The organism is Streptomyces sp. STAM6, assembly GCF_054963715.1.
In genome coordinates, this window is record NZ_JBUEFZ010000002.1 from 1 (window position 1) to 24,012 (window position 24,012).

Annotated in this window: 23 protein-coding genes and 1 pseudogene; 4 read left to right on the forward strand and 20 right to left on the reverse strand. The window is 71.2% G+C overall.

The genetic code is table 11. The features are described 5' to 3' along the window. Nucleotides 1-96 (forward strand): annotated as a pseudogene (locus ACY34K_RS02410) (alkyl hydroperoxide reductase); the annotation flags it as partial. 91 nt (nucleotides 97-187) lie between these two features. On the opposite strand, the gene ACY34K_RS02415 reads toward ACY34K_RS02410, so the two are convergent. The 4 genes from ACY34K_RS02415 to ACY34K_RS02430 all read right to left on the reverse strand — a co-directional run bounded on the left by ACY34K_RS02415 (nucleotide 188) and on the right by ACY34K_RS02430 (nucleotide 5,124). Beyond that, on the reverse strand, nucleotides 188-1,531 hold the full coding sequence (locus tag ACY34K_RS02415) for an AI-2E family transporter (RefSeq protein ID WP_462742784.1): 1,344 nt from the start codon (nucleotides 1,529-1,531) through the stop codon (nucleotides 188-190). 128 nt (nucleotides 1,532-1,659) lie between these two features. Beyond that, a complete protein-coding gene (locus ACY34K_RS02420) occupies nucleotides 1,660-2,358 on the reverse strand; it encodes an aggregation-promoting factor C-terminal-like domain-containing protein (RefSeq protein ID WP_462742787.1) in 699 nt (232 codons plus the stop codon). A 403-nt stretch (nucleotides 2,359-2,761) separates the two neighbouring features. Next, nucleotides 2,762-4,084: a PhoH family protein gene (locus ACY34K_RS02425; RefSeq protein WP_462742790.1), complete on the reverse strand. Its 1,323-nt coding sequence runs from the start codon at nucleotides 4,082-4,084 to the stop codon at nucleotides 2,762-2,764. 278 nt (nucleotides 4,085-4,362) lie between these two features. Next, the gene (locus ACY34K_RS02430; RefSeq protein ID WP_462742793.1) at nucleotides 4,363-5,124 is read right to left on the reverse strand and encodes an isoprenyl transferase; all 762 of its coding nucleotides are present in this window, start codon (nucleotides 5,122-5,124) and stop codon (nucleotides 4,363-4,365) included. Between the two features lie 188 nt (nucleotides 5,125-5,312). On the opposite strand from ACY34K_RS02430, the gene mgrA reads away from it, so the two are divergent. Next, nucleotides 5,313-6,350 carry an L-glyceraldehyde 3-phosphate reductase gene (gene mgrA / locus ACY34K_RS02435; protein WP_462742795.1) on the forward strand — a complete coding sequence of 346 codons (1,038 nt, stop codon included), beginning with the start codon at nucleotides 5,313-5,315 and terminating at the stop codon, nucleotides 6,348-6,350. Between the two features lie 241 nt (nucleotides 6,351-6,591). Here mgrA and ACY34K_RS02440 read toward each other — a convergent pair whose 3' ends face one another. Then, nucleotides 6,592-6,951, reverse strand: coding sequence for a winged helix-turn-helix transcriptional regulator (locus ACY34K_RS02440; RefSeq protein ID WP_462742798.1), 360 nt, complete (start codon nucleotides 6,949-6,951; stop codon nucleotides 6,592-6,594). A 120-nt stretch (nucleotides 6,952-7,071) separates the two neighbouring features. Here ACY34K_RS02440 and ACY34K_RS02445 point away from each other — a divergent pair, with 120 nt between their 5' ends. Then, nucleotides 7,072-8,223 (forward strand): winged helix DNA-binding domain-containing protein, encoded by a 1,152-nt coding sequence (locus ACY34K_RS02445; RefSeq protein ID WP_462742801.1) that lies wholly within the window; start codon nucleotides 7,072-7,074, stop codon nucleotides 8,221-8,223. Here the strand turns inward: ACY34K_RS02445 and ACY34K_RS02450 are convergent. Together ACY34K_RS02450 and ACY34K_RS02455 are read right to left on the reverse strand one after the other, a co-directional pair. After that, nucleotides 8,201-9,748 (reverse strand): DUF2079 domain-containing protein, encoded by a 1,548-nt coding sequence (locus tag ACY34K_RS02450; protein WP_462742805.1) that lies wholly within the window; start codon nucleotides 9,746-9,748, stop codon nucleotides 8,201-8,203. The genes ACY34K_RS02445 and ACY34K_RS02450 overlap by 23 nt on opposite strands. 350 nt (nucleotides 9,749-10,098) lie before the next feature. After that, nucleotides 10,099-10,899: a prepilin peptidase gene (locus ACY34K_RS02455; protein WP_462742808.1), complete on the reverse strand. Its 801-nt coding sequence runs from the start codon at nucleotides 10,897-10,899 to the stop codon at nucleotides 10,099-10,101. An 89-nt stretch (nucleotides 10,900-10,988) separates the two neighbouring features. On the opposite strand from ACY34K_RS02455, the gene ACY34K_RS02460 reads away from it, so the two are divergent. Then, nucleotides 10,989-11,339 (forward strand): DUF192 domain-containing protein, encoded by a 351-nt coding sequence (locus ACY34K_RS02460; protein WP_462742810.1) that lies wholly within the window; start codon nucleotides 10,989-10,991, stop codon nucleotides 11,337-11,339. On the opposite strand, the gene ACY34K_RS02465 is transcribed toward ACY34K_RS02460, so the two are convergent. The 13 genes from ACY34K_RS02465 to ACY34K_RS02525 all read right to left on the reverse strand — a co-directional run bounded on the left by ACY34K_RS02465 (nucleotide 11,332) and on the right by ACY34K_RS02525 (nucleotide 23,999). Beyond that, complete coding sequence (locus ACY34K_RS02465; RefSeq protein ID WP_462742812.1) at nucleotides 11,332-12,123, reverse strand: hypothetical protein; 792 nt, start codon at nucleotides 12,121-12,123, stop codon at nucleotides 11,332-11,334. The genes ACY34K_RS02460 and ACY34K_RS02465 overlap by 8 nt on opposite strands. A gap of 73 nt (nucleotides 12,124-12,196) precedes the next feature. Next, nucleotides 12,197-13,330 carry a hypothetical protein gene (locus ACY34K_RS02470; protein ID WP_462742813.1) on the reverse strand — a complete coding sequence of 378 codons (1,134 nt, stop codon included), beginning with the start codon at nucleotides 13,328-13,330 and terminating at the stop codon, nucleotides 12,197-12,199. Nucleotides 13,331-13,338: 8 nt separating this feature from the next. Continuing rightward, nucleotides 13,339-14,232, reverse strand: coding sequence for a hypothetical protein (locus ACY34K_RS02475; protein ID WP_462742816.1), 894 nt, complete (start codon nucleotides 14,230-14,232; stop codon nucleotides 13,339-13,341). Further along, a complete protein-coding gene (locus ACY34K_RS02480) occupies nucleotides 14,229-15,875 on the reverse strand; it encodes a polymorphic toxin-type HINT domain-containing protein (protein ID WP_462742819.1) in 1,647 nt (548 codons plus the stop codon). Before ACY34K_RS02480 ends, ACY34K_RS02475 begins: the two co-directional genes overlap by 4 nt. 186 nt (nucleotides 15,876-16,061) lie before the next feature. Then, nucleotides 16,062-16,682, reverse strand: coding sequence for an OmpA family protein (locus ACY34K_RS02485; protein ID WP_462742822.1), 621 nt, complete (start codon nucleotides 16,680-16,682; stop codon nucleotides 16,062-16,064). Beyond that, on the reverse strand, nucleotides 16,682-17,221 hold the full coding sequence (locus ACY34K_RS02490; RefSeq protein ID WP_462742825.1) for a hypothetical protein: 540 nt from the start codon (nucleotides 17,219-17,221) through the stop codon (nucleotides 16,682-16,684). Before ACY34K_RS02490 ends, ACY34K_RS02485 begins: the two co-directional genes overlap by 1 nt. Before the next feature lie 94 nt (nucleotides 17,222-17,315). Then, nucleotides 17,316-17,960 carry a pilus assembly protein TadG-related protein gene (locus ACY34K_RS02495; RefSeq protein ID WP_462742828.1) on the reverse strand — a complete coding sequence of 215 codons (645 nt, stop codon included), beginning with the start codon at nucleotides 17,958-17,960 and terminating at the stop codon, nucleotides 17,316-17,318. After that, on the reverse strand, nucleotides 17,957-18,193 hold the full coding sequence (locus ACY34K_RS02500; RefSeq protein WP_462742831.1) for a hypothetical protein: 237 nt from the start codon (nucleotides 18,191-18,193) through the stop codon (nucleotides 17,957-17,959). The genes ACY34K_RS02495 and ACY34K_RS02500 overlap by 4 nt, the downstream gene beginning before the upstream one ends. Before the next feature lie 165 nt (nucleotides 18,194-18,358). Beyond that, nucleotides 18,359-19,288 (reverse strand): response regulator, encoded by a 930-nt coding sequence (locus ACY34K_RS02505; RefSeq protein WP_462742834.1) that lies wholly within the window; start codon nucleotides 19,286-19,288, stop codon nucleotides 18,359-18,361. Between the two features lie 69 nt (nucleotides 19,289-19,357). Continuing rightward, nucleotides 19,358-20,692 (reverse strand): sensor histidine kinase, encoded by a 1,335-nt coding sequence (locus ACY34K_RS02510; RefSeq protein ID WP_462742837.1) that lies wholly within the window; start codon nucleotides 20,690-20,692, stop codon nucleotides 19,358-19,360. Between the two features lie 16 nt (nucleotides 20,693-20,708). Next, on the reverse strand, nucleotides 20,709-21,599 hold the full coding sequence (locus tag ACY34K_RS02515) for a DUF5936 domain-containing protein (protein WP_462742839.1): 891 nt from the start codon (nucleotides 21,597-21,599) through the stop codon (nucleotides 20,709-20,711). A gap of 16 nt (nucleotides 21,600-21,615) precedes the next feature. Then, a complete protein-coding gene (locus tag ACY34K_RS02520; protein ID WP_462742843.1) occupies nucleotides 21,616-22,554 on the reverse strand; it encodes a type II secretion system F family protein in 939 nt (312 codons plus the stop codon). A 104-nt stretch (nucleotides 22,555-22,658) separates the two neighbouring features. Further along, on the reverse strand, nucleotides 22,659-23,999 hold the full coding sequence (locus ACY34K_RS02525) for a CpaF family protein (protein ID WP_462742846.1): 1,341 nt from the start codon (nucleotides 23,997-23,999) through the stop codon (nucleotides 22,659-22,661). Between the last annotated feature and the right edge of the window lie 13 nt (nucleotides 24,000-24,012).

Genomic DNA, 24,012 nt, shown 5'->3' on the forward strand with positions numbered 1-24,012 from the left:
GTGGACCGCGAGACGATCCAGGAGGCCGTGAAGATCGCATCGGTGATCCAGGCGGTCGGCACGACGCTGGACGCGGAAGCCGTTCTGGCCGAGTAGCCACCACCGACGGGCCGTCCACCCGACACAGGCGAAAAGGTCCGCCAACCCGGGTCGGCGGCCCTTCTCGCCTGTTCGGCGCCCGTCGCGGTCAGTCCTTGGCGGGAGGCCCGTACGGCGGAGTGGGGGCCGTGTCCAGGGCCGTCGCGCCGTGCGGCGGGAGCGTGTGGCGCAGGGCCTGTTCCTGGCTGTACGCGCGGAGGTAGCCGACCACCGTGTTGGTGACGGCGACCAGCGGGACCGCCACCACCGCGCCGCCGATGCCGGCGACGAGACCGCCTGTCGCGACCGTGAGGACGACGGCGAGCGGGTGCACCCGCACCGCGCGGCCGAGAATGAACGGCTGCAGCACATGGCCCTCGATCTGCTGCACCGCGAGCACGACGAGCAGCACCATCAGGGCGGTGAACACGCCCTGGGTGACCAGGCCGACGATGACCGCGAGCGCTCCCGAGACGACCGCGCCGACCAGCGGGATGAAGGAGAAGAGGAAGATGAAGACGCCGAGCGGCACGGCCAGCGGCACGTCGAGGAAGTAGATGCCGAGGCCGATGAAGATGGCGTCGATCATCGCCACGATCACCGTGCCGCGCACATAGGCGGTGAGGGTGCGCCAGGCGCGCGGTCCGGCACCGGAGACGCCGGGGCGGGCCTGCGCGGGCACCAGTTTCAGCCACCACTCCCAGACCCTCTTCCCGTCGTAGAGCAGGAAGAGCGTCGAGAACATCGTGAGCAGCATGCCGGTGAGGACCTCGACCATCACGGTGACGCCCTGCAGACCGGCGGAGGTGATCTCCTCGGTGTTGGTGCCGATCGTGTCGCTGAGGTTCTGGGCGATGTCGTTGATCTGCTGCTCGGTGACGTGGAACGGGCTGTCCAGCAGCCAGCGCTTGAGCTCCTCGATGCCGTCCCTGACCCGGTCGGAGAGGTTGTCGAGGTTGTCCATCACCTGCCAGACGACGAACCAGCCGATCAGCCCCATGATGACGAAGCCGAGGATGGCGGTGACGGCGGTGGCGAGCCCGCGCGGGAGGCCGAGGTGACGCAGCCGGGCCACGGTCGGCTGGAGCAGCGCGGTGATGAGGAGCGAGGCGACGAAGGCGAGCACGACCAGCTGGACCTCGCTGATCACCTTCATCAGCACCCAGAGCGTGCCGGCGAGGACGAGCAGCCGCCAGCCGGCCTCGGCCGCCACCCGGATACCCCAGGGGATGGCCGCAACCGGATCCGGCCGGGCGGCGATCGCAGGCGCGTACGAGGGGGGCGCGGGTACGCTCTCCGGCTCCGCCGGAGGGGCGGCCGGACCGCCCTCGGGCCGGCCCGGGCCGCCCTCGGCCGCGGACGCCTCGGCCTGCGCCCGTCGTTCCTGCAGCCGCTGCCCCATCCGGGACAGGCCGGCGCCGACCCGTTCCAGCCAGCCTGGCACTCTCGACATGATCTTCTCTCTTCCCCCCGACCACTCCCCCGGGAGTCACGGGCTCCCGACGGTACACGCACGGAGCCCCCCACCGTAGGACGGTGAGGGGCTCCGGACAGTTGAGCGCCGGCCTGCCGGCCACTGGCCTAGTACCAGTGGTTGGCCTGCCAGAAGTTCCAGGCGCCACAGGGGCTGCCGTAGCGCTCGTTCATGTAGTTCAGGCCCCACTTGATCTGGGTGGCCGGGTTGGTCTGCCAGTCCGCGCCGGCGGACGACATCTTGGAACCCGGGAGTGCCTGGACGAGACCGTACGCGCCGGAGGAGGGGTTCTGGGCCTGGTAGTTCCAGCTGGACTCGTGGTCCACGATGTTGCTGAAGCACTGGAACTGGTCGCCGGGGATCATCTGGCGGGCCATCGCCTGGACCTCGGCGATGCTGTAGGAGGACTGCACCGCGAAGCTGGTGGCGTCACGCGTGGCCGAACGGCTGGCGCGCTCCTCGGCCTCCTTGGCCTCGCGCTCCGCCTCGGCCTTCTCGTCGGCCGCTTCCTTCTTCGCCTGAGCGTCCTTGGCGGCCTGGAGACGGGCCGCTTCCTCGGCGGACTTCTGCGCTGCCGAGTCCGCGGCGGCGGCCTGCGCCTCCGCCTGCTGCGTCAGCGACGAGACCTGTACCTGGGCCTGCTGTCCGACGGGGATGTCCGCCAGGAGCGTCGTATCGGCTGCGGCCGCCTCGAAGTTGTCGTTCGAGGGCTGGGTGTTGCCCGAGGCCACGCCCACGACGGCGCCCACAGTGGTGACCGCGGTGGCCGATGCCACCGCGAATCCCCGGACCGAGATCCGGCTCACACGGTTTCCTTCCAGCATCGCCCGCTTAGGTGACCTCGCGGGCGAAATCGTGCCCCTGACGCTGGTCCCCCCACTGACGGTCACGGGGGACACGGGCCCGGTGGGCGACTCCCCTGGGGAGAGCGCCGCGTGGTTCTTCGGGCGGCATACGGCGGACGAGTCTTGAGTTGTGTGGTGCGACATCCCTGGAGATGCACGTGTGCCGTATGCGGGGCCTGACGGAAGCAAAACTTTGCCCGAACCCGATGCCGCAAGGCAATTAATCGTTACGTGTGAAAGCTCACACCCCTTTCGTCACAGGAGTTTTGGCGAAAGGGGCGCGCAGCACGGCGCCGCCCGGCTAAGCTCTCGCGCTTTGCCGGGCGGCGCCAACCCGAAGGAGGATATACGGCGTTGAATCGCCTCAGATCTGCCCGTCCTCCAGCATTTCGGTCACGAGCGCCGCGATCTGGGAGCGCTCGGAACGGGTGAGCGTGACATGGGCGAAGAGCGGATGACCCTTCAGTTTCTCGACCACGGCGACGACTCCGTCGTACCGGCCGACCCGGAGGTTGTCGCGCTGGGCGACATCATGGGTCAAAACGACCCGCGAATTCGCCCCGATCCGGGACAACACGGTCAGCAGGACGTTCCGTTCCAGTGACTGTGCCTCGTCGACGATGACGAACGCGTCGTGCAGGGAGCGGCCGCGGATGTGGGTGAGCGGCAGCACCTCCAGCATCCCGCGGCCCAGCACCTCCTCGATGACCTCGCGTCCCGCCACCGCCGAGAGGGTGTCGAAGACGGCCTGCGCCCAGGGGCTCATCTTCTCGGCCTCGGTGCCGGGCAGATAGCCGAGCTCCTGGCCCCCGACCGCGTACAGCGGCCGGAAGACCATCACCTTCTGGTGCTGCCGGCGCTCCAGGACCGCTTCCAGACCGGCACACAGGGCCAAAGCGGACTTTCCGGTGCCGGCCCGGCCTCCCATGGAGACGATGCCGACGTCCTGGTCGAGGAGGAGGTCGAGGGCGATGCGCTGCTCGGCGCTGCGCCCGCGGATGCCGAACGCCTCCCGGTCCCCGCGCACCAGGCGTACGTTGCCTTCGGCGGTGACCCGGCCGAGCGCCTTGCCGCGCTCCGACTGCAGGACGAGGCCCGTGTGCACGGGCAGTCCGGCCGCCTCCGGCACGTACAGCGTCTCCTCGCCGTACAGCAGGTCCACCTGTTCGGCGGAGAGGGACAGTTCGGACATCCCGGTCCAGCCGGAGTCCGTGATGGCGAGTTCCGCGCGGTACTCCTCGGCGAGGAGGCCGACGGAGGAGGCCTTGATCCGCAGCGGGAGGTCCTTGGAGACGACGGTGACGTCGTACCCCTCGGCCTGCAGGTTGCGGGCGACCGCGAGGATCCGCGAGTCGTTGTCGCCGAGGCGGTAGCCGGCGGGGAGGACGCCGGGATCCGAGTGGTTGAGCTCCACGCGCAGGGTCCCGCCGAGGTCCCCGATGGGGAGCGGTGCGTCGAGGCGGCCGTACCGGATGCGGAAGTCGTCCAGCAGGCGCAGCGCCTGACGGGCGAAGTAGCCGAGTTCCGGGTGGTTCCTCTTGGCCTCCAGCTCCGTGACCACGACGATCGGGAGCACGACTTCGTGCTCGTCGAAGCGGGCCATGGCACCGGGGTCGGCAAGCAGGACGCTGGTGTCGAGAACATAGGTGCGCCGGTCGTTGAGGCGGCGCTTTGTGCTGGTCACCACGGAAGGACGTACCCCCTCGGATCAGGTCGGGGTGCGACTGCGACAACGTCGCGGGGGGATGGGGCCGGGATCGGGCCGCGATGCGCGGGCCGGACACCGGCCCTCCGCGTCGTCCGCACACGTCCTGCACGGTCGTCCTGGTGCAAAGGGCCTCCCGGGCGAGCGGACTCCATGCCACTCGCTCTGGGAGGGATATTCCCTCGAACACGCGCCGCCATGCCATGGCATATGACGACGCGTGGGTGAACAGGCCTTGACCGAGTCCGCCGGAGGGCCCGTCAGGTGCCGTAGCGCCGGTGGCGGGCCGCGTAGTCGCGCAGTGCCCGCAGGAAGTCGACCTTGCGGAAGGCCGGCCAGTGGACCTCGCAGAAGTAGTACTCCGAGTGGGCGCTCTGCCAGAGCATGAACCCCGACAGGCGCTGCTCGCCGCTGGTGCGGATGACCAGGTCGGGGTCGGGCTGGCCACGGGTGTAGAGGTGCTCGGAGATGTGGTCGATGTCCACGATCTCGGCCAGCTCCTCGAAGCTGGTGCCCTTCTCGGCGTGCTCCAGGAGCAGCGAGCGGACCGCGTCGGCGATCTCCTGCCGGCCGCCGTAGCCGACGGCGACGTTCACGAGTATCCCGGTGTGGTCGCGGGTGGCCTGCTCGGCCTCCTTGAGCACCGACTGGGTGCGCGCGGGCAGCAGGTCCAGGGTGCCCACGTGGTGCACACGCCAGCGGCCGTCGGCGGCGAGGGCGCGCACGGCGTCCTCGATGATGCCGAGCAGGGGCACGAGCTGTTCCTCGGGTCGGTTCAGGTTGTCGGTGGACAGCATCCAGAGCGTGACGACCTCGACGTCGGTCTCGGCGCACCAGCCGAGCAGCTCCTGGATCTTGCTCGCGCCCGCCTTGTGACCCTGCTCGGGGGTGCCGCCGGACGCCTTCGCCCAGCGCCGGTTGCCGTCGAGGATGACGCCGATGTGCTTGGGCACCTGGGCATGGTCGAGGCGGCCCTCCACCCGGCGTGCGTAGAGCCTGTACACCAGGTCGCGCAAGTTCACCGATCTCACCTCTCGATTTCGTGCGGGCCCGTCCGTCCCCGACAGGGGGTGCCGGACGCCGGCCCCGGGGGAATGCGGCACAGCTCGACCCCTGAGCGTCGCGGCCGTCCCCGAAGCCGCCACATTACTGGGCGGGGGTCACGGCGGCCCAACCCGGTCTGTCACAAGTCCGTGATAAGGAGTGAGACGTGACTGAAACCCCCTCCTACCACCCGGCCGGCGACCGCTACGACTCCATGGAGTACCGCCGCACCGGCCGCAGCGGGCTCAAGCTGCCCGCGATTTCCCTGGGCCTGTGGCACAACTTCGGCGACGACCGCGCGCTGTCCTCGCAGCGCGCGATCCTGCGGCGCGCGTTCGATCTCGGTGTGACGCACTTCGACCTGGCGAACAACTACGGCCCTCCGCCCGGGTCGGCCGAGCTGAACTTCGGCAAGATCTTCGCGCAGGACTTCGCACCCTACCGTGACGAACTGGTCATCTCGACCAAAGCGGGGTATCTGATGCACCCCGGGCCGTACGGCGAGTGGGGCTCCCGCAAGTACCTGCTGTCCTCGCTCGACGCCTCGCTGAAGCGGATGGGCCTGGACTACGTCGACATCTTCTACTCGCACCGCTTCGACCGGAACACCCCCCTCGAGGAGACGATGGGCGCCCTCGCGTCCGCCGTGCAGCAGGGCAAGGCGCTGTACGTGGGCGTGTCGTCGTACAGCAGCGAGCAGACCGCCGAGGCCGCCGGGCTGCTGAGGGAGATGGGCGTGCCGGCCCTGATCCACCAGCCGTCGTACTCGATGATCAACCGCTGGACCGAGGAGGACGCGCTCCTCGACACGCTGGAGGCGGCCGGCATGGGCTGCATCTCCTTCGCACCGCTCGCCCAGGGCCTGCTCACCGACAAGTACCTCAAGGGCATCCCGGAGGGTTCGCGGGCCACCCAGGGCAAGTCCCTGGACCCGAACCTCCTCTCCGAGGACGTCGTGCGGCGGCTGCACGGGCTCCACGAGATCGCCCGGCGGCGCGGTCAGTCGCTGGCGCAGCTGGCGCTGAGCTGGGTGCTGCGGGACGAACGGATGACGTCGGCCCTGATCGGCGCGTCGAGCGTGGCGCAGCTGGAGGAGAACATCGGGGCGCTGGCCGGCTCGCCGCTGTCCGAGGAGGAGTTGAAGGAGATCGACTCCTTCGCGGTGGACACCGCGGGGACCAACATCTGGGCCGCCCGGAGCTGACCGAAAGCCGCCTGCCGGGGCGGGAAGAGAAAACGGGCCGGTCCGTGGGGGGATACGGACCGGCCCGAGGGGGGGTTTCCACCATAACCCTTCGTAAGGACTGGCGGGTGCAGCGACAGGCCGCAATTACGCTCCGAAAACACCGGACAGCGCTGCGAGCACGGGATCGAGCCGTTCCCTGTACTCCCCAAGGGGGACCCGCGCCCGAGGGCGCCCGGTTGACGGCCACCCCACCGGCACCTCAGGCCGCTGTCGTGCCGCGCTGTTTGAGGGCGATGATCTGCTCCATGAAGGTGTCTCCCCATGCGCCGAGCGGCAGCAGTGCGGTGTTCAGCGCCTCGCCCAGGCCGGTCAGTGAGTACTCGACGCGCGGCGGAACCTCCCGGTAGACCTCGCGGTGCACCACCCCGTCGGCCTCCAGCTCCCGCAGCTGCTGGATCAGCACCTTCTCGCTGACGCCCGGCACCTGCCGCCTCAGCTCCCCGAAGCGGGTGGCGCCGTGCGCGTGCAGCGCCCACAGGATCAGCGGCTTCCACTTGCCGCCGACCACGTCCACGGCCGCCTCGAGCCCGCAGCCGTAGGCCGTCCTGCCCTTGGCCATCGCCAACTCCTCCCCGTCACCGCCCGCTTGCCGGACCGTGTGCCGGACCGTGTGCCGGACCGGCCGTACGCTACGGCAAGGCGGACAGCCCTTGTCCTATTCCCGGCCTACGGTCCTGTCATGACGACCACACCTCGGGTGACCTGGGCCCCGGCCAACGCGCGGCGGATCGAGCGGCAGCACCTGGACCGTCCGGCCGACGGCTCCTCACCCGCCGCCGTGACCGGCGCGATGCTCGCCGCGCACGCTCAGGTGCTGTCGTCCGCGGAGCTGTCGGTCGCGCTGCGCCTGGCGGGCGCCACCCGGGCCGATGTGCGCGACGCGCTGTGGTCGGAGCACGCGCTGGTGAAGACGCACGGGCCGCGCGGCACCGTTCATCTGCTGCCGGCCACCGATCTGCCGATGTGGACGGGCGCACTGTCGTCGGTCCCGCCCGGCCCGAGCCCGATGCCGCCCGACGTGCGGCTGTCGCGGCGCCAGACCGACGAGGTCGTCGCGGCGATCGGGGACGCGCTCACGGGCACCGCGCTGACGGTGGACGAGCTGACCGACGCGATCGTGGCGCGCACCGGGCCGTGGGCCGGGGAGCGGGTGATGGAAGCCTTCCAGGACAAGTGGCCGCGCTGGCGCCAGGTGATGCACACGGCCGCGCACCGGGGGGTGCTGTGCTTCGGCCCGAACCGGGGCCGCAGAGTCACCTACACCAACCCCGGGGTCACCCCGATGGCCGGCCCGGCCGCGTCGGCGCGGCTCCTGCGGCGGTTCCTGTACGCGTACGGGCCGGCGACCCCGGCGCACTTCGCCAGGTGGCTGGGGGCGCCGAAGGCGTGGGCGGCGGACGTGTTCGCCTCGCTCGCGGTGGGAGGGGAGATCGAGGAGGTGCTGTTCGAGGACGAGCCGGCGTGGGTGGCCGGGGGCGACACCTCGTTCCCGGACGGGCCGGCGCGCGGGGTGCGGCTGCTCCCGTACTTCGACGCGTTCGCCATCGCCTCGTACCCCCGCGAGCGGCTCTTCCCCGGCGCGGCGTACCAGCGGGCGCTGGCCGGCGGGCAGGCGGGGAACTTCCCGGTGGTCCTGGTCGACGGGGAGGTGGCGGGGGTGTGGCACCACCGCCGCTCGGGGCGGCGGATCGCCGTGACGGTGGAGCCGATCGGGAAACTCGGCGCGAGGCAGCGGCGTGAGCTGGCCGGACAGGCCGAGCGGGTGGGTGAGGTCCTGGAGGGGACGGCCGCACTGACGGTGGGGCAGGTCACCGTCGGTCCGCACGCGTGAGCCGGAGCAGGGTGATGCCGTCGCGCCTGGCGACGAGTTCGTAGCCGTGCTTCTTCCGCGCGGCGGCCAGTTCCGCCTCCTGCTGCTCGACCGGGTAGGGCCAGTGGCCGGTGCGGTACGGCCAAGCCTCCGGGGCCTGCCGGTCGTGGATGATCCACTCGGCGGTCGGCGGGGGGAGGCGCTTCCTGTCGTACTCGTACAGCCGCCCCTCCACCGGGAAGGTCGGGAAGAGGACCACGGTGCAGCGCGAAGTGAGCTGCGGTACCAGCCGGTTGGAGGCGGCGACGGTCGCCCCGTCGGGGATCTCGGCGAGCAGGGCCCGGGCGGCCTCGATGTGCGGTGTGGTGCGCCAGGTGGCCCGCTGGAGGAGCTGGGCCAGCGGGAAGGACGGCAGCATCACCAGCGTCACGGCCAGAACGGTGGCGAGGGAGGCTCTGATGTGGCGGGCCGCCAGGGGATGGTCGCCGCCGCGCCAGCGGCTGAGCGCGTCGATCAGCCCGGCGATGACGATCGGCATCAGGACGGCGCTGTAGTGGAAGGCCGTGCCCCAGTGGAAGCCGTTCTGCGACATCATCCGCCAGGCCAGGGTGGGTACGGCGAGCAGCGAGAGCGGTGAGCGCAGGGCGAGCAGCGCGGAGGGGGCGAAGACCAGGACGAGGGTCATGGCCTTGATGTCGGGGCGCAGGGCGTCGAGCGGGGCGTGGGCGAGGGTGGAGAGCAGTGAGTCGTAGCCCTCGGCGAGGTTGCCGCCGTGGGCGTAGCCGCCGCCGGGGTGGAACGCGGGCAGCAGCAGCTTGATCTCCGCGGCGGCCGCGACCAGTCCGGCGGCGGCGGTGACGGCGCCGAGCCGGTGCGGCCCCTTGATGGCGATGTACACGCCGACGGCGGCGAGGGTCAGCCCGAGGTCCTCCTTGACGAGCAGGAGAGGGGCGGCCCAGGCGACGGCGGCGCGCCAGCGCCGGTGGGCGAGGGCTTCGAGGCACCAGGCGAGCAGCGGTACGGCGAGGGCGACTTCGTGGAAGTCGAAGGCGGCGGCCGATGCGATGCCCCAGCTCAGCCCGTACGCGGCGGCGACTGCGTGGGCGGGGCGGCGGCCGAGGGCCCGGGCGGCCCAGCGGGCGAGCGGGACGACGGCGAGGGCGAGCAGCGCGGACTGGGCGACGAGCAGGCACTGCGGGGACGGCCAGAGCCGGTAGAGCGGGGCGAGCGCGGCGAGGAGGGGGTGGAAGTGGTCGCCGAGCAGGTTGAAGCCCTCGCCGCGCAACGGGACGAGGGGGGCGCGGAATTGCGCGTAGGCGCTGATCGCCTGTTCGAAGATGCCCAGGTCGTAGCCGGTGGTCCGGAGCAGGGCGTGGCGGCGCAGGGCGACGGTCGCGTAGAGGGCGAAGAGGACCGCGGCCCACCCCCAGGGGAGGAGGGCCGCGGGGAGCCGGCGGATGGCCGGTGTTCCGGCGGGGCCTTTGGTGGGGGCCGGGACAGCGGTCCGCGCCGCCTCCCGGGCCTCATTGTCAGGGAATGTCCGCATACGCCCGCATGCTAGGGGGTGTCCGGTGGATCAGGCTGGATCAGGGAGCGCCCGCCGCGGAGCGGCCGAAGTCACTGCCGCGGCTTCGGACCCGAGGCGGAGGAGCGAGTCGACGCGAGGGAGGTACCTCCCCGGCCTTGGAGGCCACGGAGGAGCCGGCGCGCGTCGCGAGCCCGGCACGAGCCGGCGGACATCCCCGAGGGCGCGACCGCCCGGGCGGTCGGCGAGGTCGGCGCGGTCGGCGAGGTCGGCGCGGTCGGCGGGGTCGGCGCGGTCGGCGCGGTCTCGGGAGGGCCGTCTTCCTGGTGGCCGGCGGCGTCGCGGCCGGTCCGGCCGTCGGACACGGGCCGTTACGCGGGTACGGCGGCCAGCGCGCCGAGCAGGACGCCCAGGAACGCCCCGCCGATCATGAACGGTCCGAACGGGATGGCGGTCTTGCGGTTCGCCCGGCGCAGCACCACGAGCCCCAGCCCGTACACCGCACCGAACAGGAATCCGGCGAAGGCCCCCGCGAAGAGGATCCCCCAGCCGTACCAGCCGAGCGCCACCCCGAGGGCGAGGGCGAGTTTCACATCGCCGAAGCCCATGCCGTGGGGGTTGACGAGGAAGAGGACGAAGTAGGCGGCTCCGAGGGCGAGTCCGCCGAGCAGCGCGTCCGTCCACGAACCGGCGTGCGCGGGCAGCAGCGCGGCGCCCCCCAGCAGGGCGGCGGCAGCGGCGGCCAGCGGCAGGGTGAGCCCGTCGGGCAGCCGGTGCACGCGCAGGTCGACGGCCGCGAGCAGAACGGCGAAGGGCGCCACCAGCAGCCACACCGCGAGTTCGGGACGGGACCCGGTGGCGGCGGCGAGCGCGGCGCACGCCGCCGCGGTGACCACCGGGGTGGCGACGGCCGGTGCGACGGTACCGGCCGTGGACGCACCGCCCGGCTCCCCGCCCGGCCCGCCGGCGCCCGCCGGGACGGCGACCGCGCACGCCGCGCACCGCGCGGTGCCGAGCCAGCCGCGGGCGGGCCCGGTGAAGGGGTGTCCGGCCGGGCAGCCGTCCCGCCAGGCCTCCTCCGGCTCGACGGACAGCCGGTACGCGGCGCGCGGCACGAGCAGCCCGGCGGCGGCGCCCCACAGGGCGGCGAGGGCGATCAGCGTGGCGTACACGAGGCAGACCATAGGTCGGCGCGTCCCGCCGGTCATGGGCCCGTGGGCCCACTCCCGTGCGTCCGGGGCCCACGCTACGGTCGTCGCCCATGGGGAAATGGCGAAGCGGCACGGGCCTGTTGAGCGTTCCGGGCCGGGACGAGCCGGTACCGGTCGAGATCGCCGCGTCCTTCGGGACGCGCCGGCGTGGGCTGCTGGGGCGGGACGGCATCGAGGGCGCGATGCTCCTCAGCCCCTGCAACAGCGTCCACACCTTCCGGATGCGCTTCACCATCGACGTGGCGTACCTGGACAAGGAGCTGCGGGTGGTCGACGTGGTGACGATGCGGCCCGGCCGCCTCGGGCTGCCCCGGCCGCGGGCCCGTCACGTGCTGGAGGCGGAAGCCGGTGCGATGGAGCGGTGGGGACTGCGGCCGGGCGTGCGTCTCGCCGTCAGCTGAGCTTGGCGGCCTGGGCGGTGATCAGCGCGGGCGGCGTCCGCGGCGTGGCGGGTCCCTCCAGGTTCGCGGTGTAGAAGGTGGCCACCGTGGCGCCCGAGCGGACCACATGGAACACCAGCGGAACCGGATCGCCCTCGAAGTCGGCCGTCACCTGGTAGGCGAGGCTGTCGTCGCCCGCCCGCACGGGCGGCAGTTCCCGCACGCCGCGGTATGTGGACGGGCCGCTCGTCGTGCGGGTGGTGAAGCCGTCCCGGCACGCGCCGACCGCCGCCCTCAGCCGGCTGAGCACCGTGGCCGCGGCCCGCGCCCCGTGCGAGGTGAGGAACTCCGAGACGGCCGGCCGGCTCTCCGCGTTCGCCCCGGTGATCTGCCGGTACGCGGCGGCCCGCAGTCCAGGCTCCGGCTTGCCGTTGATCAGCGCGGTGAGGGGGAGGCACTCGGCCTTGTCGGGGATCTCGCCCCGGGCGGGCGGCGGCTCCATGACGGTCACGGTGTAGCCCGATACGTCGGCCGTGGCGAGGACGGCCTTCTCCAGCTCGGCCCGGCCGAGGACCCGGCCGCCGCCGGACGCGGGCGCGGCCTGCGGCGGAGTGGCTCCGGGTGGTGCCGGTGCCGCGGTACCGGGGGTGGCGGTATCGGGTGTCACGGCCGCCGGTGGCCGCGGGCTCGCCGGGCCCTTGTCCGCCCGGGCCCCGCCCGCGTTCTGGCCGCCGCACCCCGACAGCACCACCGCGAGAACGGCGGCGGCCGCCGCGATCGTCGTACGCCTGCCACACCTGCTCATGTCCGGACGCTAACAACGTGGTTCGCACCCGCGCATGGGCCCACGGGCCCAATCCCCGCCGGTCGCCGGCGCGCTACGGCGGCCCCGGCCCGAGCAGCGTGAACGCCCCGTACGCCCCCGAGGCGAGCGCCAGTGCCGCCAGCACCAGGACCAGGACACGGTCCCGCAGCCGCGCCAGGGCGACCGCCGCCGGGAGCAGCAGCGGGAACGCGGGCATGATCAGGCGGGGCCGGGAGCCGAAGTAGGCGGCGCCGACGAGCGAGACGACGACCACCGCGAGGGTGTAGACGAGCACGGGCAGCGGCTGACGCTGCTTCACGCACAGCCACACCACCCAGCCGAGCAGGACCAGCACCGCGCACAGCCCGACCCCCGCGAGCGGATGCGGCCCGGTCAGGTTCTCGCCCACGAACCGGGCGAGCGCCACGCCCCCGTCGATGCTGTTGCCCCAGGCGGCCTGCACGTCGAAATAGGCGGTGGCGCCGCCTTCCCGCACGGCGACGAACACGACGTAACCGAGCCAGCCCAGCGGCGCGAGGAGCACCCCCGCGGCCGTCCGGACGTCCAGCCGCCGCTCCTTGACGACCGTCACCACCGCCGTGACCCCGATCGCCGCGATCAGCGCGGCGGCCGACGGCCGGGTGAGCCCCGCCAGCACGGACAGGACGCCCGCCCAGATCCACCGGCCGCGCAGCACCGCGTACAGCGACCAGGCCGCGAGCGCGGTGAACAGCGTCTCCGTGTACGCCATCGACTGCACGAACGCCGTCGGGTACACACCCCACAGCACGGCCAGCACCACTCCGGCCCGCCGCCCCGCGCACCGGGCGCCGACCTCGTAGATCCCCCAGGCGGCGGCGAGCGACGCCGCCCAGGAGACGAGCAGCCCGGCCGTCGCGGCACCGACCGGCAGCACCTCCGACAGGCCCCGCTCCAGAGCCGGCAACAGCGGGAAGAACGCCAGGTCGGAGTGGACACTGCCGTCGGGGAGCCGGACCTCGTGGCCGTACCCCTGCTCGGCGATGCGGACGTACCAGACCGCGTCCCAGCGCCCCTTGAGCCGGTGGAAGGCGTCCTCTCCCGCCGCGGCGGCGGCGATCGCGAGGACCGCCACGCCCACCAGACGCACCGCGGCGTATCCGCCCAGTGCCACGGTGTGGCCGGACGCCGTCCGGACACGGGCCTGCTGATCCTGCTGTGGGGACATGCGATCGATTATGTCGACGGGCCGTCCCCACTCGGCCACGGCACCCGAACGGGCCGGCGGTGCCACCACCAGCCGCGGTCCAGCACCGCCGAACCGGATTTCGTCAGCGCGCCCAGCAGGGCCCCGCCGTCGTCCCGGGTGTGCTCGCGGAATACGGCGTCGGCCTCGGCCGCGGCCCCGGCGAGCGGCGCACGAAGCTCCGACGGAGCGGAGACCAGGTGCTGGGCCAGCCGGTCGCGGCAGCGCAGGTCCTCCAGGTACAGCTCCGCGGTGTAGAGACCCGTGGGCGCCCAGTCGGCCGCCATACGGCGCACCAGCCGCTCCCAGAGCAGCAGCGTCTCGCGTGCACGGTTGGCCGGGCTGTCGGCGGGCGCGGCCCGGTCCGGGTCCGTGGCCGCGACGAATGCCTCGGTGGTCGGCACGGCGATGCTCTCCGCGTGGAAGACCTCGGGCAGCAGGTGGACGCGGGCAGAGGGCAACTGCGGGACGGGCGCTTCGACCGCGTCCACCGTGTAGACCGGCTCGGCGTCGTCCGAGGCATACACCCGGGCGCGGGTCACCGTCCCCTCGGGCGTGGCGGCCCAGTACGCCGAAGGCGCCAGCAGATCGGTCGCCGGATACAGCACCGTCGTGCCGATCACTGCCGCGAGCCGCCTCGCCGCCGTCGGCTCGTCCGGCGGGCCGGGCACGGCGTCGGTGACCGAAACGTCCCAGGACAGGGCCAGGTCGCCGGTCATCGTCTCGTACCCGCAGAGCACCGCCGCTTCCCAGTCGCGGTTCTCCTGGTCACCGTCCTGGTCGGCGACGTCGACCCGCGCGGGCGGAACGCCGAGCACCCTGGCCAGCGCCGCCGCCATCGCGCCGGGCGCCGGACGGTCCACGGTGAGGAAGTTGTAGATCACTGATAGGTCCCGTCGTACACCTTCTTGGCCTTTTCCACGACCTCAGGATGGTCCTTGAAGCGGGGATGGTGCTTGAACGCCTCGACCTTGGACAGGTCGCCACCCGCTTTGGCGATCTCCTTCAGTGCCGCGTACTCATTGCGGTCCATCTCGACGAGTCCCGTGCCGGAGACGGGGAAGGTACGGCCATTCGGTTCGACCCGGTAGCGGCGGCCGTTGATCTCATAGGTGTTCCTGTCCTCGAGCAGCTTCGCCCTGCCCTCCGCGATGCCCTTGATGTCGTCCTGCACCGCCTTCTCGTTGCCCTTGAGGATGACGGTGTTCTTCTCGCCCACCTTCCCGTGCTTCGCCCCGGCGACGGTGTGCCGGTCGTGCGGCGGCTTCAGGGTCTTGCCGGCCGCAGGACCCTTCACGCCCGGGGCCGTCTCCCACTCGCACTGGTTGTTGTGCACCAGTGCGTACGCGGACGGGCCGAACCCGACGTAGTACGCGTGCAGGCCGTCGACCGTCAGGTCGTGGGTGACCTGACGCCGGGTGAACCGGGTGACCGCGACGACCTCCAGCGTGCCGCCGCCCGGAAGCCTGAGCGTGTCCCGGGCCGAGATCTCCCCCGCCTCCGCCCACCGCTTCTCGCCGGTCAGCCAGAACGGGTGCGTGTCGGTGGCCGTGACCGTCCCGGCGGACGTCGTCAGACGCGTGAAGTGCTTGTCGTCGTGCGTCGTGAACGTGCGGGTGACGGTGCGCGGCACGGTGAGCCCGCTGACGGGATCGGTCGCGACCACCGTGTCCCCGATGCGCACGGACTCGATCGGCACACCGATCCCCCCGGCGACGAGCACCCGGGTCCCGGGCGGGAAGCTGTGGCCGACCGGACACGTGATCGGTTTGTTCTGTTTGTCCGGGTCCCACTTCTTCTTCGCGTCGTTGAGCCGGTCCTGCGCCTCGGCAACCTTCTTGCGGTTCCTGACCAGCCCGGTGAGCCCGTCGTACAGATCGCCGCCGTGCTTCTTGAGCTTGCGGACCAGCTCGACGGCCTTCTTCCACTTCCACGGCGCGCCGTACTTCGCGGCCAGCTTGCCCACAGCGCCGCCGATCAGACTGGTCAGAACGTTGATCAGCGTCTCGGTGCAGGCGCCCGTGTCGCCCTTGGTGATGCAGTCGACGGCGTCCGTGATGCCGAGTTCCTCGGCGAGGATCTTGGCGAGCTCCTTGGCGGCCTCGATCGCCTTGTCCCGGTCGGCCTTCTCTGCGGCCTGTGCGTCCTGGAGGGCCTTGAGGGCCTGCTCGTACTCGATCTGGGCGGGCGTCCTGGTGTCACCGTCGGTGCCGTCGCCGGTGTCGGTGTCGGTGTCGACATCGGCGTCGCCCTCACCATCGCCGTCGCCGTCGGCGACCGGCTGTCCGGGATCGCCGCCTCCGGGGTCGTCCTGCGCCCGCGGCTCACCGCCGCCCCCGCAGTTGCCGCCCCCCGTGACGCGGCACACCTGCGTACGCAGTTCCTCGGCGATCGTCGGGCCGAGCCCCGTCGCCAGCAGCGCGCCCACGATGGCCACGACGACGGCGACGAGCCCGACGTACTCCAGTGTCGACTGCCCCGCCTGCGTCCTGCGCAGCCCCAGCAGTCTCGTCCCGGTACACGGCATCCATGCCCGCACCCGACGACGAACCCGACGTACGACCCCCGGAGACAACATACGGGCGACGCTAGAAGCCGCCGCGGCCCCAGTCTTGGGCCCGCGGGCCCAGGCCCGGGCTCAAATCCGCCCGCCCGGGCCCGTGGGCCCTCCACATCCGCCGGTGCAACCGCTGCCGCCGCTGCCGCCGGCCCGTCAGCTCCCTTCCGCGCCACGCTGGAAGGAGACCTCCACGCGGCGGTTCTTCTTGCGGCCCTCCTCGGTGCTGTTGTCGGCGATCGGGTACTGCTCCCCATAACCCCGGATCTCGTACGTGATCCCGGCCGACGCCAGCTCCTTCGACAGCACGTTGTGCACGGCCTCGGCACGCTGCTTGGACAGCACATCACCATGCGCGGCGGACCCGAGGTCGTCGGTGAAGCCGAAGACCCGGACCTTCTTGGCGTCCTGCTTCTTGATCTCCGCCGCGATGGCGGCGATCCGGGCGTTGGCCGTACCGGACAGGGCGGCACTGTCCTTGCCGAAGAGGACCTCCGCCTGCAGCGCGAACTTGATGTCCGCGTTCGTGTCCTCGCGCCGCTCCTCACCGGCGAGGTCCTCGACCACCGACTTGATGTCCAGCACCTTCGGCGCGGCGAGGGTCGCCCCGTCGGGCAGCTTCAGGTCCGAGTCATTGGGATCGACCTGCACGGGCGGCGCGGCGGACGGCGAGGGATACGGACTGTCCTCCGCGAACGCCTGACCGGCCGGCCCGAGCACGAGAACGAGCGCGCCGCTGAATGCGGCCACCGTGAGGCGGGTGGTGACGGCCCTCATCAGGAGATCTCAATCGGCGCGTTGGGGAAACCGGGGAACTGGAGGGCAACCGTCGTGGTGGTCTGCGGTGGCGCGGGGAACTGGGCGAAGAAGTCCATGCTCTGACCGGCGGCGATGCTGGGCTTGTAACCACTGGTGGTGAGTGGGCGGTTATCTGTGTCGCGCAGCACGTAGTAGCGCTTCTTCTCCTTCGAGTCCACCAGGGTCATCGCAGCCATTGATCGCCCTGTTCGCGCGACCTCGGTTTCCTGACCACTCCACTGCACGGGCGTGGTGTACAGCGAGCTGCCGTTGTTCTTCAGACGGCCACTCACCGTAACGAATCCACCGTCGTCACGCTTCACTTCGTGAATGACCATCTCAACGTCCTGGTCACCCTTGAGCGTGGCTAGGACCTTGCTCGTATCCGGATACGTCTTCCCCGGGTCGGTCGGTGCTCCAGTGTTGGCGGCAGGAGCCGAAGACTTGGCACTGTTGTCCTCCTTGGCCTTTGCGCCCTCGTCACCACCACAGGCGGCCGCCGTGAAGGCGAGGCTCACTGCCAGGAGGACAGCCACGCCAGTCCGGCGCACGGTCCCTACGTGCCGATTTCCCATGATCACTATTCCTCTGCGTTCGTCATTTCGCGGTGGGTCAGTCCTCGGCCAGCCTGACGCTGAAAAGATCCGACATCTCGGGCAGCAATTCCAGGTTTTCCGGATCGATGCTCCACGTTTCGCCGTCGCAGACGATTTCACCCGGAGAGACGGGCTGCTCTTCGCCCTCGTCCCCGTCATCCGGCGGGTCACCCTGCTCGTTGGCCTCGAAGGTGCAGCGTGGTTCCACCAGGGCGGTCGCAACGGCTTGCGCGTGCATGTCTTCCGTGCCGTCGATAACGCTGTCGCCCATCGACTTCTGCGACCTGACCTCGACGGTGAAGCCCCACCGCCCACCGCTCGCCCAGCCGCAACCGTCGCCGGAGATCTGGGCCTTGTTCTGCGCCGCGAAACGACCGGCGGCGGCACAGCCGTTCGCCGTGCCGATCACATCACCGTTGAAGACGTCGTCGAGGTAGTCGGGGTCCAGAATCCCCGCCAGGAAACCGTCCTCGAACTGGTCCCGGGACTCCCGTGCGGCAGCCAGCGCTGCCGCGTCGGCGGCGGACTGGGCACCATTGCGCGTGACGTCGGCCTGCCCGAACGCGAAGAAGACCAACGCAAGAAAGAGCAGGCCGACCACCGCCATGATGTACAGCGGTGCGGCCTGCCCTGACTCCTTACGAGTGGAGAATGAGATCACCCGCCGAGTACCTCGTTGATCTTCTCCGTGAACGTGTTGGCGATCTGCTCGCCCATCTTCGTGTTCATCACGGCCACCACGATCGCCACCACCAGAATCGTGATGCCCACGTACTCGATCGCGCCCTGGCCCCGGTCCCTGCGGGCCTTCATCTTCTCGACGCGGGTGTTGGCCCAGTGGCCCACGTAGACCTGCGTCGCGGCGACGGCCTTCAGCGTGGCGTCCTTCATCATGGTGTGGCCCTCCGTGTTCGGCGTGAGTCCTGGTGCCGTTCGCGGTACCGGCTTCCTCCTGGCCGGTCTCGCTGGCGGCAGACAGAACGTACGGCGGGCGCACGGTCGCCCACATGGGCCTGCGGGCCCAACTGCGGGCCCATTCGCGGGAGTGGGCCTGGCGGGTCATGCCGGGCCTCCTCGGTTCGCGGCGTGCCAGATGGCGATGGCCTCGCCCCGGCTGGTGGCGTTCAGCTTGGCGAAGATGCGGTTGATGTGGTTCTTGACCGTCTTCTGGCTGATGAAGCATGTGGCGGCGATCTGCTGGTTCGTCATGCCCGACGCGATCAGGTCCATCACCTCCACCTCCCTGTGGCTCAGCTCGGTGAGCAGCCCCGAGGAAGAATGTGCCACATTCGCTTGCGAAAGCGAAGGGTTTCGGGAAAGTCGTTGACCGCCCAACTGGGGGGCGCTTACGGCAGACTGCGGCGCGGATGCCGGTGATTCGTATGCGCCCGTGAACGCCTCGCCGAGGCCGTCCGGCAGTCCGCGGGGGCCGTCCGGGTGTGCGCCGTCGCGGACCGTGGCCAGCAGCGCGCCGGCCGCCGTGGGGGTGAAGTGGGCCCGGCCCTGTTTGATGTCCCGGACCGCGTCGACGAGCTGGTCCGCGGTGAACTCGCCGTGGACCAGGTAACCGCCGGCGCCCAGGCGCAGGGCCTCGTGGACGATCGCGCTCTCGCGGCTGTAGGTCATCATCAGGACCGGTGCGAGCCGGACCAGGTGCGGCAGGGCCGAGATGCCGTCCACACCGGGCATGCGGACGTCCAGCAGGATGACGTCCGGGCGGTGCCGCACCGCCGCGTCGTAGGCCGCGCGGCCGTCCCCCGCCTCCGCGACGACCTCGATGTCGTCACGGCCGGACAGCAGCACGGTGAGTCCGGCCCGGACGACCGGGTTGTCGTCCGCGACCACCACCCGGAGCGTCGGAGCGGCGGGCATCGGCGGGAAGTCTCCCGACGCCGACGCCGGTGTGTGATGCGACGACGTGTGCTGCGAGACCCGGGACTGCGCCTGCGTCCATTGCTCTCCCGAACTGCGCGAGATGTCGTCCGGCATGGGTGCGGCCTCCTCTCTCGTCTCTCTCGTGTCATGTGGTCATCTGTTCTCTGGTCATCTGGTCTCTGGTCACCTGCCGATGGGCTGCTGGGGGATGTACGGCAGGCTGGGTGTCGGCTGAAGGGCCCGTACGGGGATCTCCAGCCGTACTTCGGTTCCCCGGGCCGCTCTGCCCCGGCCGATGCGGATGCGGGCGCCGATGGAGGCGGCGCGTTCGACCATGCCGACGAGGCCGAAGTGGCCGGCCCGCTTGAGTTCGTCGAGGGTCGTGCCGGCGGGGAGGCCGCTGCCGTCGTCGTAGACGCTGACGCGCAGGACGTCGCCGACGACGCCGGCCGAGACGTCGAGGTAGCCCGGGCGGGCGTGGCGGTGGGCGTTCTCCATGGCCTCGGAGGCGATGGTGAGCAGTTGCCGGGCGACCACGTGGGGGACGGGCGGTGGCGCTGCCTGCTCGCCGATGCGGCGGAAGGTCGTGCGCAGGCCGTGGCGGCGTTCGAAGTCGGCGGCGCGGGCGGCGAGTTCCGCGGTGACGTCGACGCCGCTGCCGTCGAGGCCGGAGTCCCGGCGCAGGTCGGAGAGGAGTTCGCGGGACTCGGCGGCGGCGCGGCGGGCGGAGCGGGCGACGAGTTCCGCCTGGTGTTTGACGGTGAGCGGGTCCATGCGGTCGGCTCCGGCGGCGAGCCCGTCGGCGGCGAGGGCGACGCCGTGGAGGGTCTTGGCGACCGAGTCGTGCATGTCGCGTGCGAGCCGGGCGCGTTCCTGTTCGACGGCCTCGTGGACGGCGAGCCGGGCCCGGGCCTCGGTGAGGGCCTGGCTTGCGGCGCCGAAGCCGAGGACGAGGCCGCGCAAGGTGCTGCCCACCGCGCCGGTGATGAGGCACAGACCGGGCAGGAGCAGGGCGCCCGCGTTCAGGGCGGCCCGCTCGCTGACGGCGTAGGCGGCCGCCAGGACGAGGGACTGGCAGACGGCGAAGAAGGCGGCGCCGCGCCAGCCGTAGACGAGGCCGGCGAGGAGGGGGGTGCAGATGGTGACGTAGGCGAGGGTCGATTCGGGTGAGGCGGTGACGAGGAGCAGGGCGCCGAAGACCATGTCGACGGCGAGGAGCGCGGGGTGGCGGAGCAGGACGGGGCCGAAGCGTTCCCAGTCGCGCAGCAGGGCGTAGGACACCATGAAGGTGACGGTGACGGCGGCGACGACCAGCCAGGTGCCGAGGCCGGGGGCGACGTCGCCGAGGGAGAACGGTACGGCGAGCGCGATCATCGCCATGCGGAAGCCGAACACCTGGCGGCACATCGCCTGGAGGGCGTTCACCTGGATGGGCAGGGACGGCGCGCCGTCCGGGGGTCCGCCGCCGGCTGCGCCGCCGGCCGGCAGGGCGGCCGGTGCCGCGGCTTTTCTGTCCATGATCGCGGTCATCTCCTCAGCTGCCGCCGAACATGTCGTCGAAGTTGACGCCCGAGGCGTAGTAGAAGCCGACCGCGATGAGGATCATCGTGCCGGGCAGCATGAAGCTGGTGACGATGAGCGTCGCCTTGGGGACGGCCTTGGCGGCCTTGCGGCGGGCGTTCTGGGCGTCGGTGCGGCGCATGTCGTCGGCGATCTGGATGAGGGTGTCGACGATCGGCGCGCCGAGTTCCTCGCCCTGCTGGAGGGCGGAGACGAACATCGACACCTGTTCGGACTGGTTGCGTTTGCGGAGCTGTTCGAAGGCGTCGCGGCGGCTGACGCCCATGTCCATCTGGCGGAGGGTGATGCGCAGTTCGTCGGCCCAGGGGCCCGCGTACTTCTCGGCGACCCGTTCCAGTGCCTGGCGGAATCCGAGACCGGCGGAGACGACGACGGCGAGGACGTCGAGGAAGTCGGGCAGGGTGCGTTCGATGTCGTCCTTGCGGCGGCTGATGGCGGACCGGATGATGACGTCGGTCCAGAAGTAGCCGTAGACGAAGAAGAGGACGGCCAGTACGAGCTGGCCGTTCATCAGCATCGCGAGTGCGGCGAGGGTGCCGAGTCCGGTGTAGACGGCGCGACGGGCGGCGTACCGGTCGACAGTGAGTCCGCCGGGGTTGCCGGCCATGTCGAGCCTGCGGCGGACCTTGTCGACGCGCTTGGGGCCCATGAGGCGCAGGACCCGGTCGGCGTGGCGCATGCCGATCCGGTCGATGGCGGAACCGGTTGCGGTGGTGCGGGTGGCGCCGATCTCCAGGGCGATGGCGAGGTCACCGGGGAGTTTGGCGTCGGCGCGGTACATGCGGATGCCGTGGAAGATCCCGTACACGGCCAGTCCGGTGACGGCGGCGAGCAGCAGTTCCATGAGCCGGGTCCTCCTTTCAGATCCGGACGCGGGTGAGTCGGTTGATCAGGAAGAAGCCGAGGGCGTAGAGGCCGGCGGAGACGATGACGGCGACCTTGCCGGCGAAGGCGCCGGTCATGTCGTCCAGGGCGCCGGCCCGCATCGAGTTGATGATCATCAGGAAGCCGAGGCCGAGTACGGGGACCATCACGGCGGTGACCCTGACCTGGGAGAGGAGGGTGCTGACCTCGCGTCTGGTCTCCTTGCGCTCCTCCAGGGTCTCGGTGAGGTTGCGCAGGGAGGAGACGATGGTGCCGCCGGCCCGGTTGGACAGGATGAGGGTGGTGACGAGGACGGTCAGCTCGCGCGAGGGCAGCCGTTCGACCAGGTCGTTCAGTGCGTCGTCGAGGGAGCGGCCGACGGCGAGCTGGTCGGCGACGCGTTTGAGTTCCTCGCCGGCCGGGTCGTCGAGCTCCTCGGCGGCCATGGCGATGGCGGTGCGCAGGGCGAGGCCGGCCTGGGTGGCGTTGGCGAGGACCCGGGTGAGCTCGGGCAGCTGGTTGATGAAGCTCTCGGTGCGCTTGAGCAGTTGCCAGTTGAGGAAGGCGTTGGCGCCCCACAGGCCGATGACGGCGGCGATGAGGCCGAAGAACGGGGCGAAGACGGAGGCGACGACGAAGTACAGGGCGAGGAGTGCCGCGACGACGTAGACGACGTACTCGCCGGGGGTGAGGTCCAGGCCCGTCGCCGCGATCTTGCGTTCGATGCGCCGTCCGAGGGCCGTCCTCCGCAGTCGCCGGTCGACGCCGGCGAAGCGGCGGCGCCTGCCGGGCAGGGCGAGCGGGCCGGTCTGGGACATCCGGTCCACGAGGGCTTGTTGCTGTGCCTTGCCCGAGGTGTAGACGTGCACGCCGATGACGGCGCTCAGACAGGCGAGCAGGGTGACGCCGATCGTGAGGAGCGGGAGGTTATCCATGTCGGGTGTCCATGTCGGGGGCCTTCGGAGCGAGGGGGACGGGGGGACGGGCGGTGGGGGACGGACGCGGGGCGGGCGGGCCGCGGTGGCGGGGTGGACGAGGGTCAGGCGGCCGTCCTGCGCAGGGCGAGCTGTTCCTCGCTCTGGGCGACTCCGAAGGCGGCGGGAATGGCCTCGCTCTTCATGTAGAGGCGTTCGGCGACGCGGCGGGGCAGAGGGAAGTACTCGAAGTTGCCGTAGATCCGGCCGTCGACGGCCATCGGCTGGGCGTTGAAGCGGCAGACGGTGACGATGCGGTAGTCCTCCCGGCCGTGGGAGTCGACGATGGCGATCTCGGTGATCTTGCGTGCGCCGTCGGCGTTCCTGGTGAGCTGGACGATGACGTCGACGGCGCTGTTGATCTGGTCCTTGATCGCGACGAACGGGATCTCGACCTCGGACATGGAGCCGAGGGTCTGCAGACGCATCAGCGCGTCCTCGGCGCTGTTGGCGTGGACGGTGGCGAGGGAGCCGTCATGGCCGGTGGACATCGCCTGGAGCATGTCGAGGGTCTCGCCGCCGCGGACCTCACCGACGATGATCCGGTCGGGGCGCATGCGCAGGGAGTTGCGTACGAGGTCGCGGATGGAGACATGGCCCTTGCCCTCGACGTTCGCCGGGCGGGACTCCAGGGTGATGACGTGGGACTGCTGGAGCTGGAGCTCGGCGGAGTCCTCGATGGTGACGATCCGCTCGCCCTCGGGGATGAGCCCGGACAGGGCGTTGAGGAGCGTGGTCTTGCCGGTGCCGGTGGCGCCGGAGACGATCACGTTGAACCGGGCCCGGACGAGCCCGGCCAGCAGCAGCATCATGTGCTCGTCGAGCGACCCGAGGCTGATCATCTCCTGCAGGGTGAAGGCTCTCGGGAAGCGCCGGATGGTGAGGATGGGGCCGCTGAGGGAGAGCGGCGGGATGATGACGTTGACGCGCTCACCGCTCGGGAGGCGGGCGTCCACCATGGGGTTCGCCTCGTCCACCCGGCGGTTGACGGTCGACACGATGCGCTCGATCGTCTGCATGAGCTGTTCGTTGGACGAGAAGCGCAGGGGCAGCTGCTCCAGCCGGCCGCCGCGTTCCACATAGACCTGGTCGGGGCCGTTGACCATGATCTCGCTGATGGAGGCGTCTTCGAGGAGCGGCTCCAGGATGCCGAGGCCGAGTGCCTCGTCGACGACCCGGCGGATGAGCTGCGAACGCTCGACGGTGGAGAGGACCGGGCCCTCACGGCTGATGATGTGGCCGAGGACCCGCTCGAGGCGGGCCCGGCGCTCGGCGGCCGCGAGGGCCGACATCTCCGCGAGGTCGATCTCCTCGAGCAGCTTGGCGCGGTAGACCCCGACGAGGTGGTCGCTCTCGCTGTGACCGCTCGCCGGCTCGGGGCTGCTGATGCGCGCCCGCAGGCTCATGTCCTCAACTCCC

Excerpts from the sequence above, each read along its gene's own strand:
- ACY34K_RS02415 (WP_462742784.1), bottom strand. The coding sequence starts at position 1,531 with ATGTCGAGAGTGCCAGGCTGGCTGGAACGGGTCGGCGCCGGCCTGTCC.
- ACY34K_RS02440 (WP_462742798.1), bottom strand. The coding sequence starts at position 6,951 with ATGGCCAAGGGCAGGACGGCCTACGGCTGCGGGCTCGAGGCGGCCGTG.
- ACY34K_RS02445 (WP_462742801.1), top strand. The coding sequence starts at position 7,072 with ATGACGACCACACCTCGGGTGACCTGGGCCCCGGCCAACGCGCGGCGG.
- ACY34K_RS02450 (WP_462742805.1), bottom strand. The coding sequence starts at position 9,748 with ATGCGGACATTCCCTGACAATGAGGCCCGGGAGGCGGCGCGGACCGCT.
- ACY34K_RS02460 (WP_462742810.1), top strand. The coding sequence starts at position 10,989 with ATGGGGAAATGGCGAAGCGGCACGGGCCTGTTGAGCGTTCCGGGCCGG.
- ACY34K_RS02465 (WP_462742812.1), bottom strand. The coding sequence starts at position 12,123 with ATGAGCAGGTGTGGCAGGCGTACGACGATCGCGGCGGCCGCCGCCGTT.
- ACY34K_RS02470 (WP_462742813.1), bottom strand. The coding sequence starts at position 13,330 with ATGTCCCCACAGCAGGATCAGCAGGCCCGTGTCCGGACGGCGTCCGGC.
- ACY34K_RS02480 (WP_462742819.1), bottom strand. The coding sequence starts at position 15,875 with ATGCCGTGTACCGGGACGAGACTGCTGGGGCTGCGCAGGACGCAGGCG.
- ACY34K_RS02485 (WP_462742822.1), bottom strand. The coding sequence starts at position 16,682 with ATGAGGGCCGTCACCACCCGCCTCACGGTGGCCGCATTCAGCGGCGCG.
- ACY34K_RS02500 (WP_462742831.1), bottom strand. The coding sequence starts at position 18,193 with ATGATGAAGGACGCCACGCTGAAGGCCGTCGCCGCGACGCAGGTCTAC.
- ACY34K_RS02505 (WP_462742834.1), bottom strand. The coding sequence starts at position 19,288 with ATGCCGGACGACATCTCGCGCAGTTCGGGAGAGCAATGGACGCAGGCG.
- ACY34K_RS02510 (WP_462742837.1), bottom strand. The coding sequence starts at position 20,692 with ATGGACAGAAAAGCCGCGGCACCGGCCGCCCTGCCGGCCGGCGGCGCA.
- ACY34K_RS02515 (WP_462742839.1), bottom strand. The coding sequence starts at position 21,599 with ATGGAACTGCTGCTCGCCGCCGTCACCGGACTGGCCGTGTACGGGATC.
- ACY34K_RS02520 (WP_462742843.1), bottom strand. The coding sequence starts at position 22,554 with ATGGATAACCTCCCGCTCCTCACGATCGGCGTCACCCTGCTCGCCTGT.
- ACY34K_RS02525 (WP_462742846.1), bottom strand. The coding sequence starts at position 23,999 with ATGAGCCTGCGGGCGCGCATCAGCAGCCCCGAGCCGGCGAGCGGTCAC.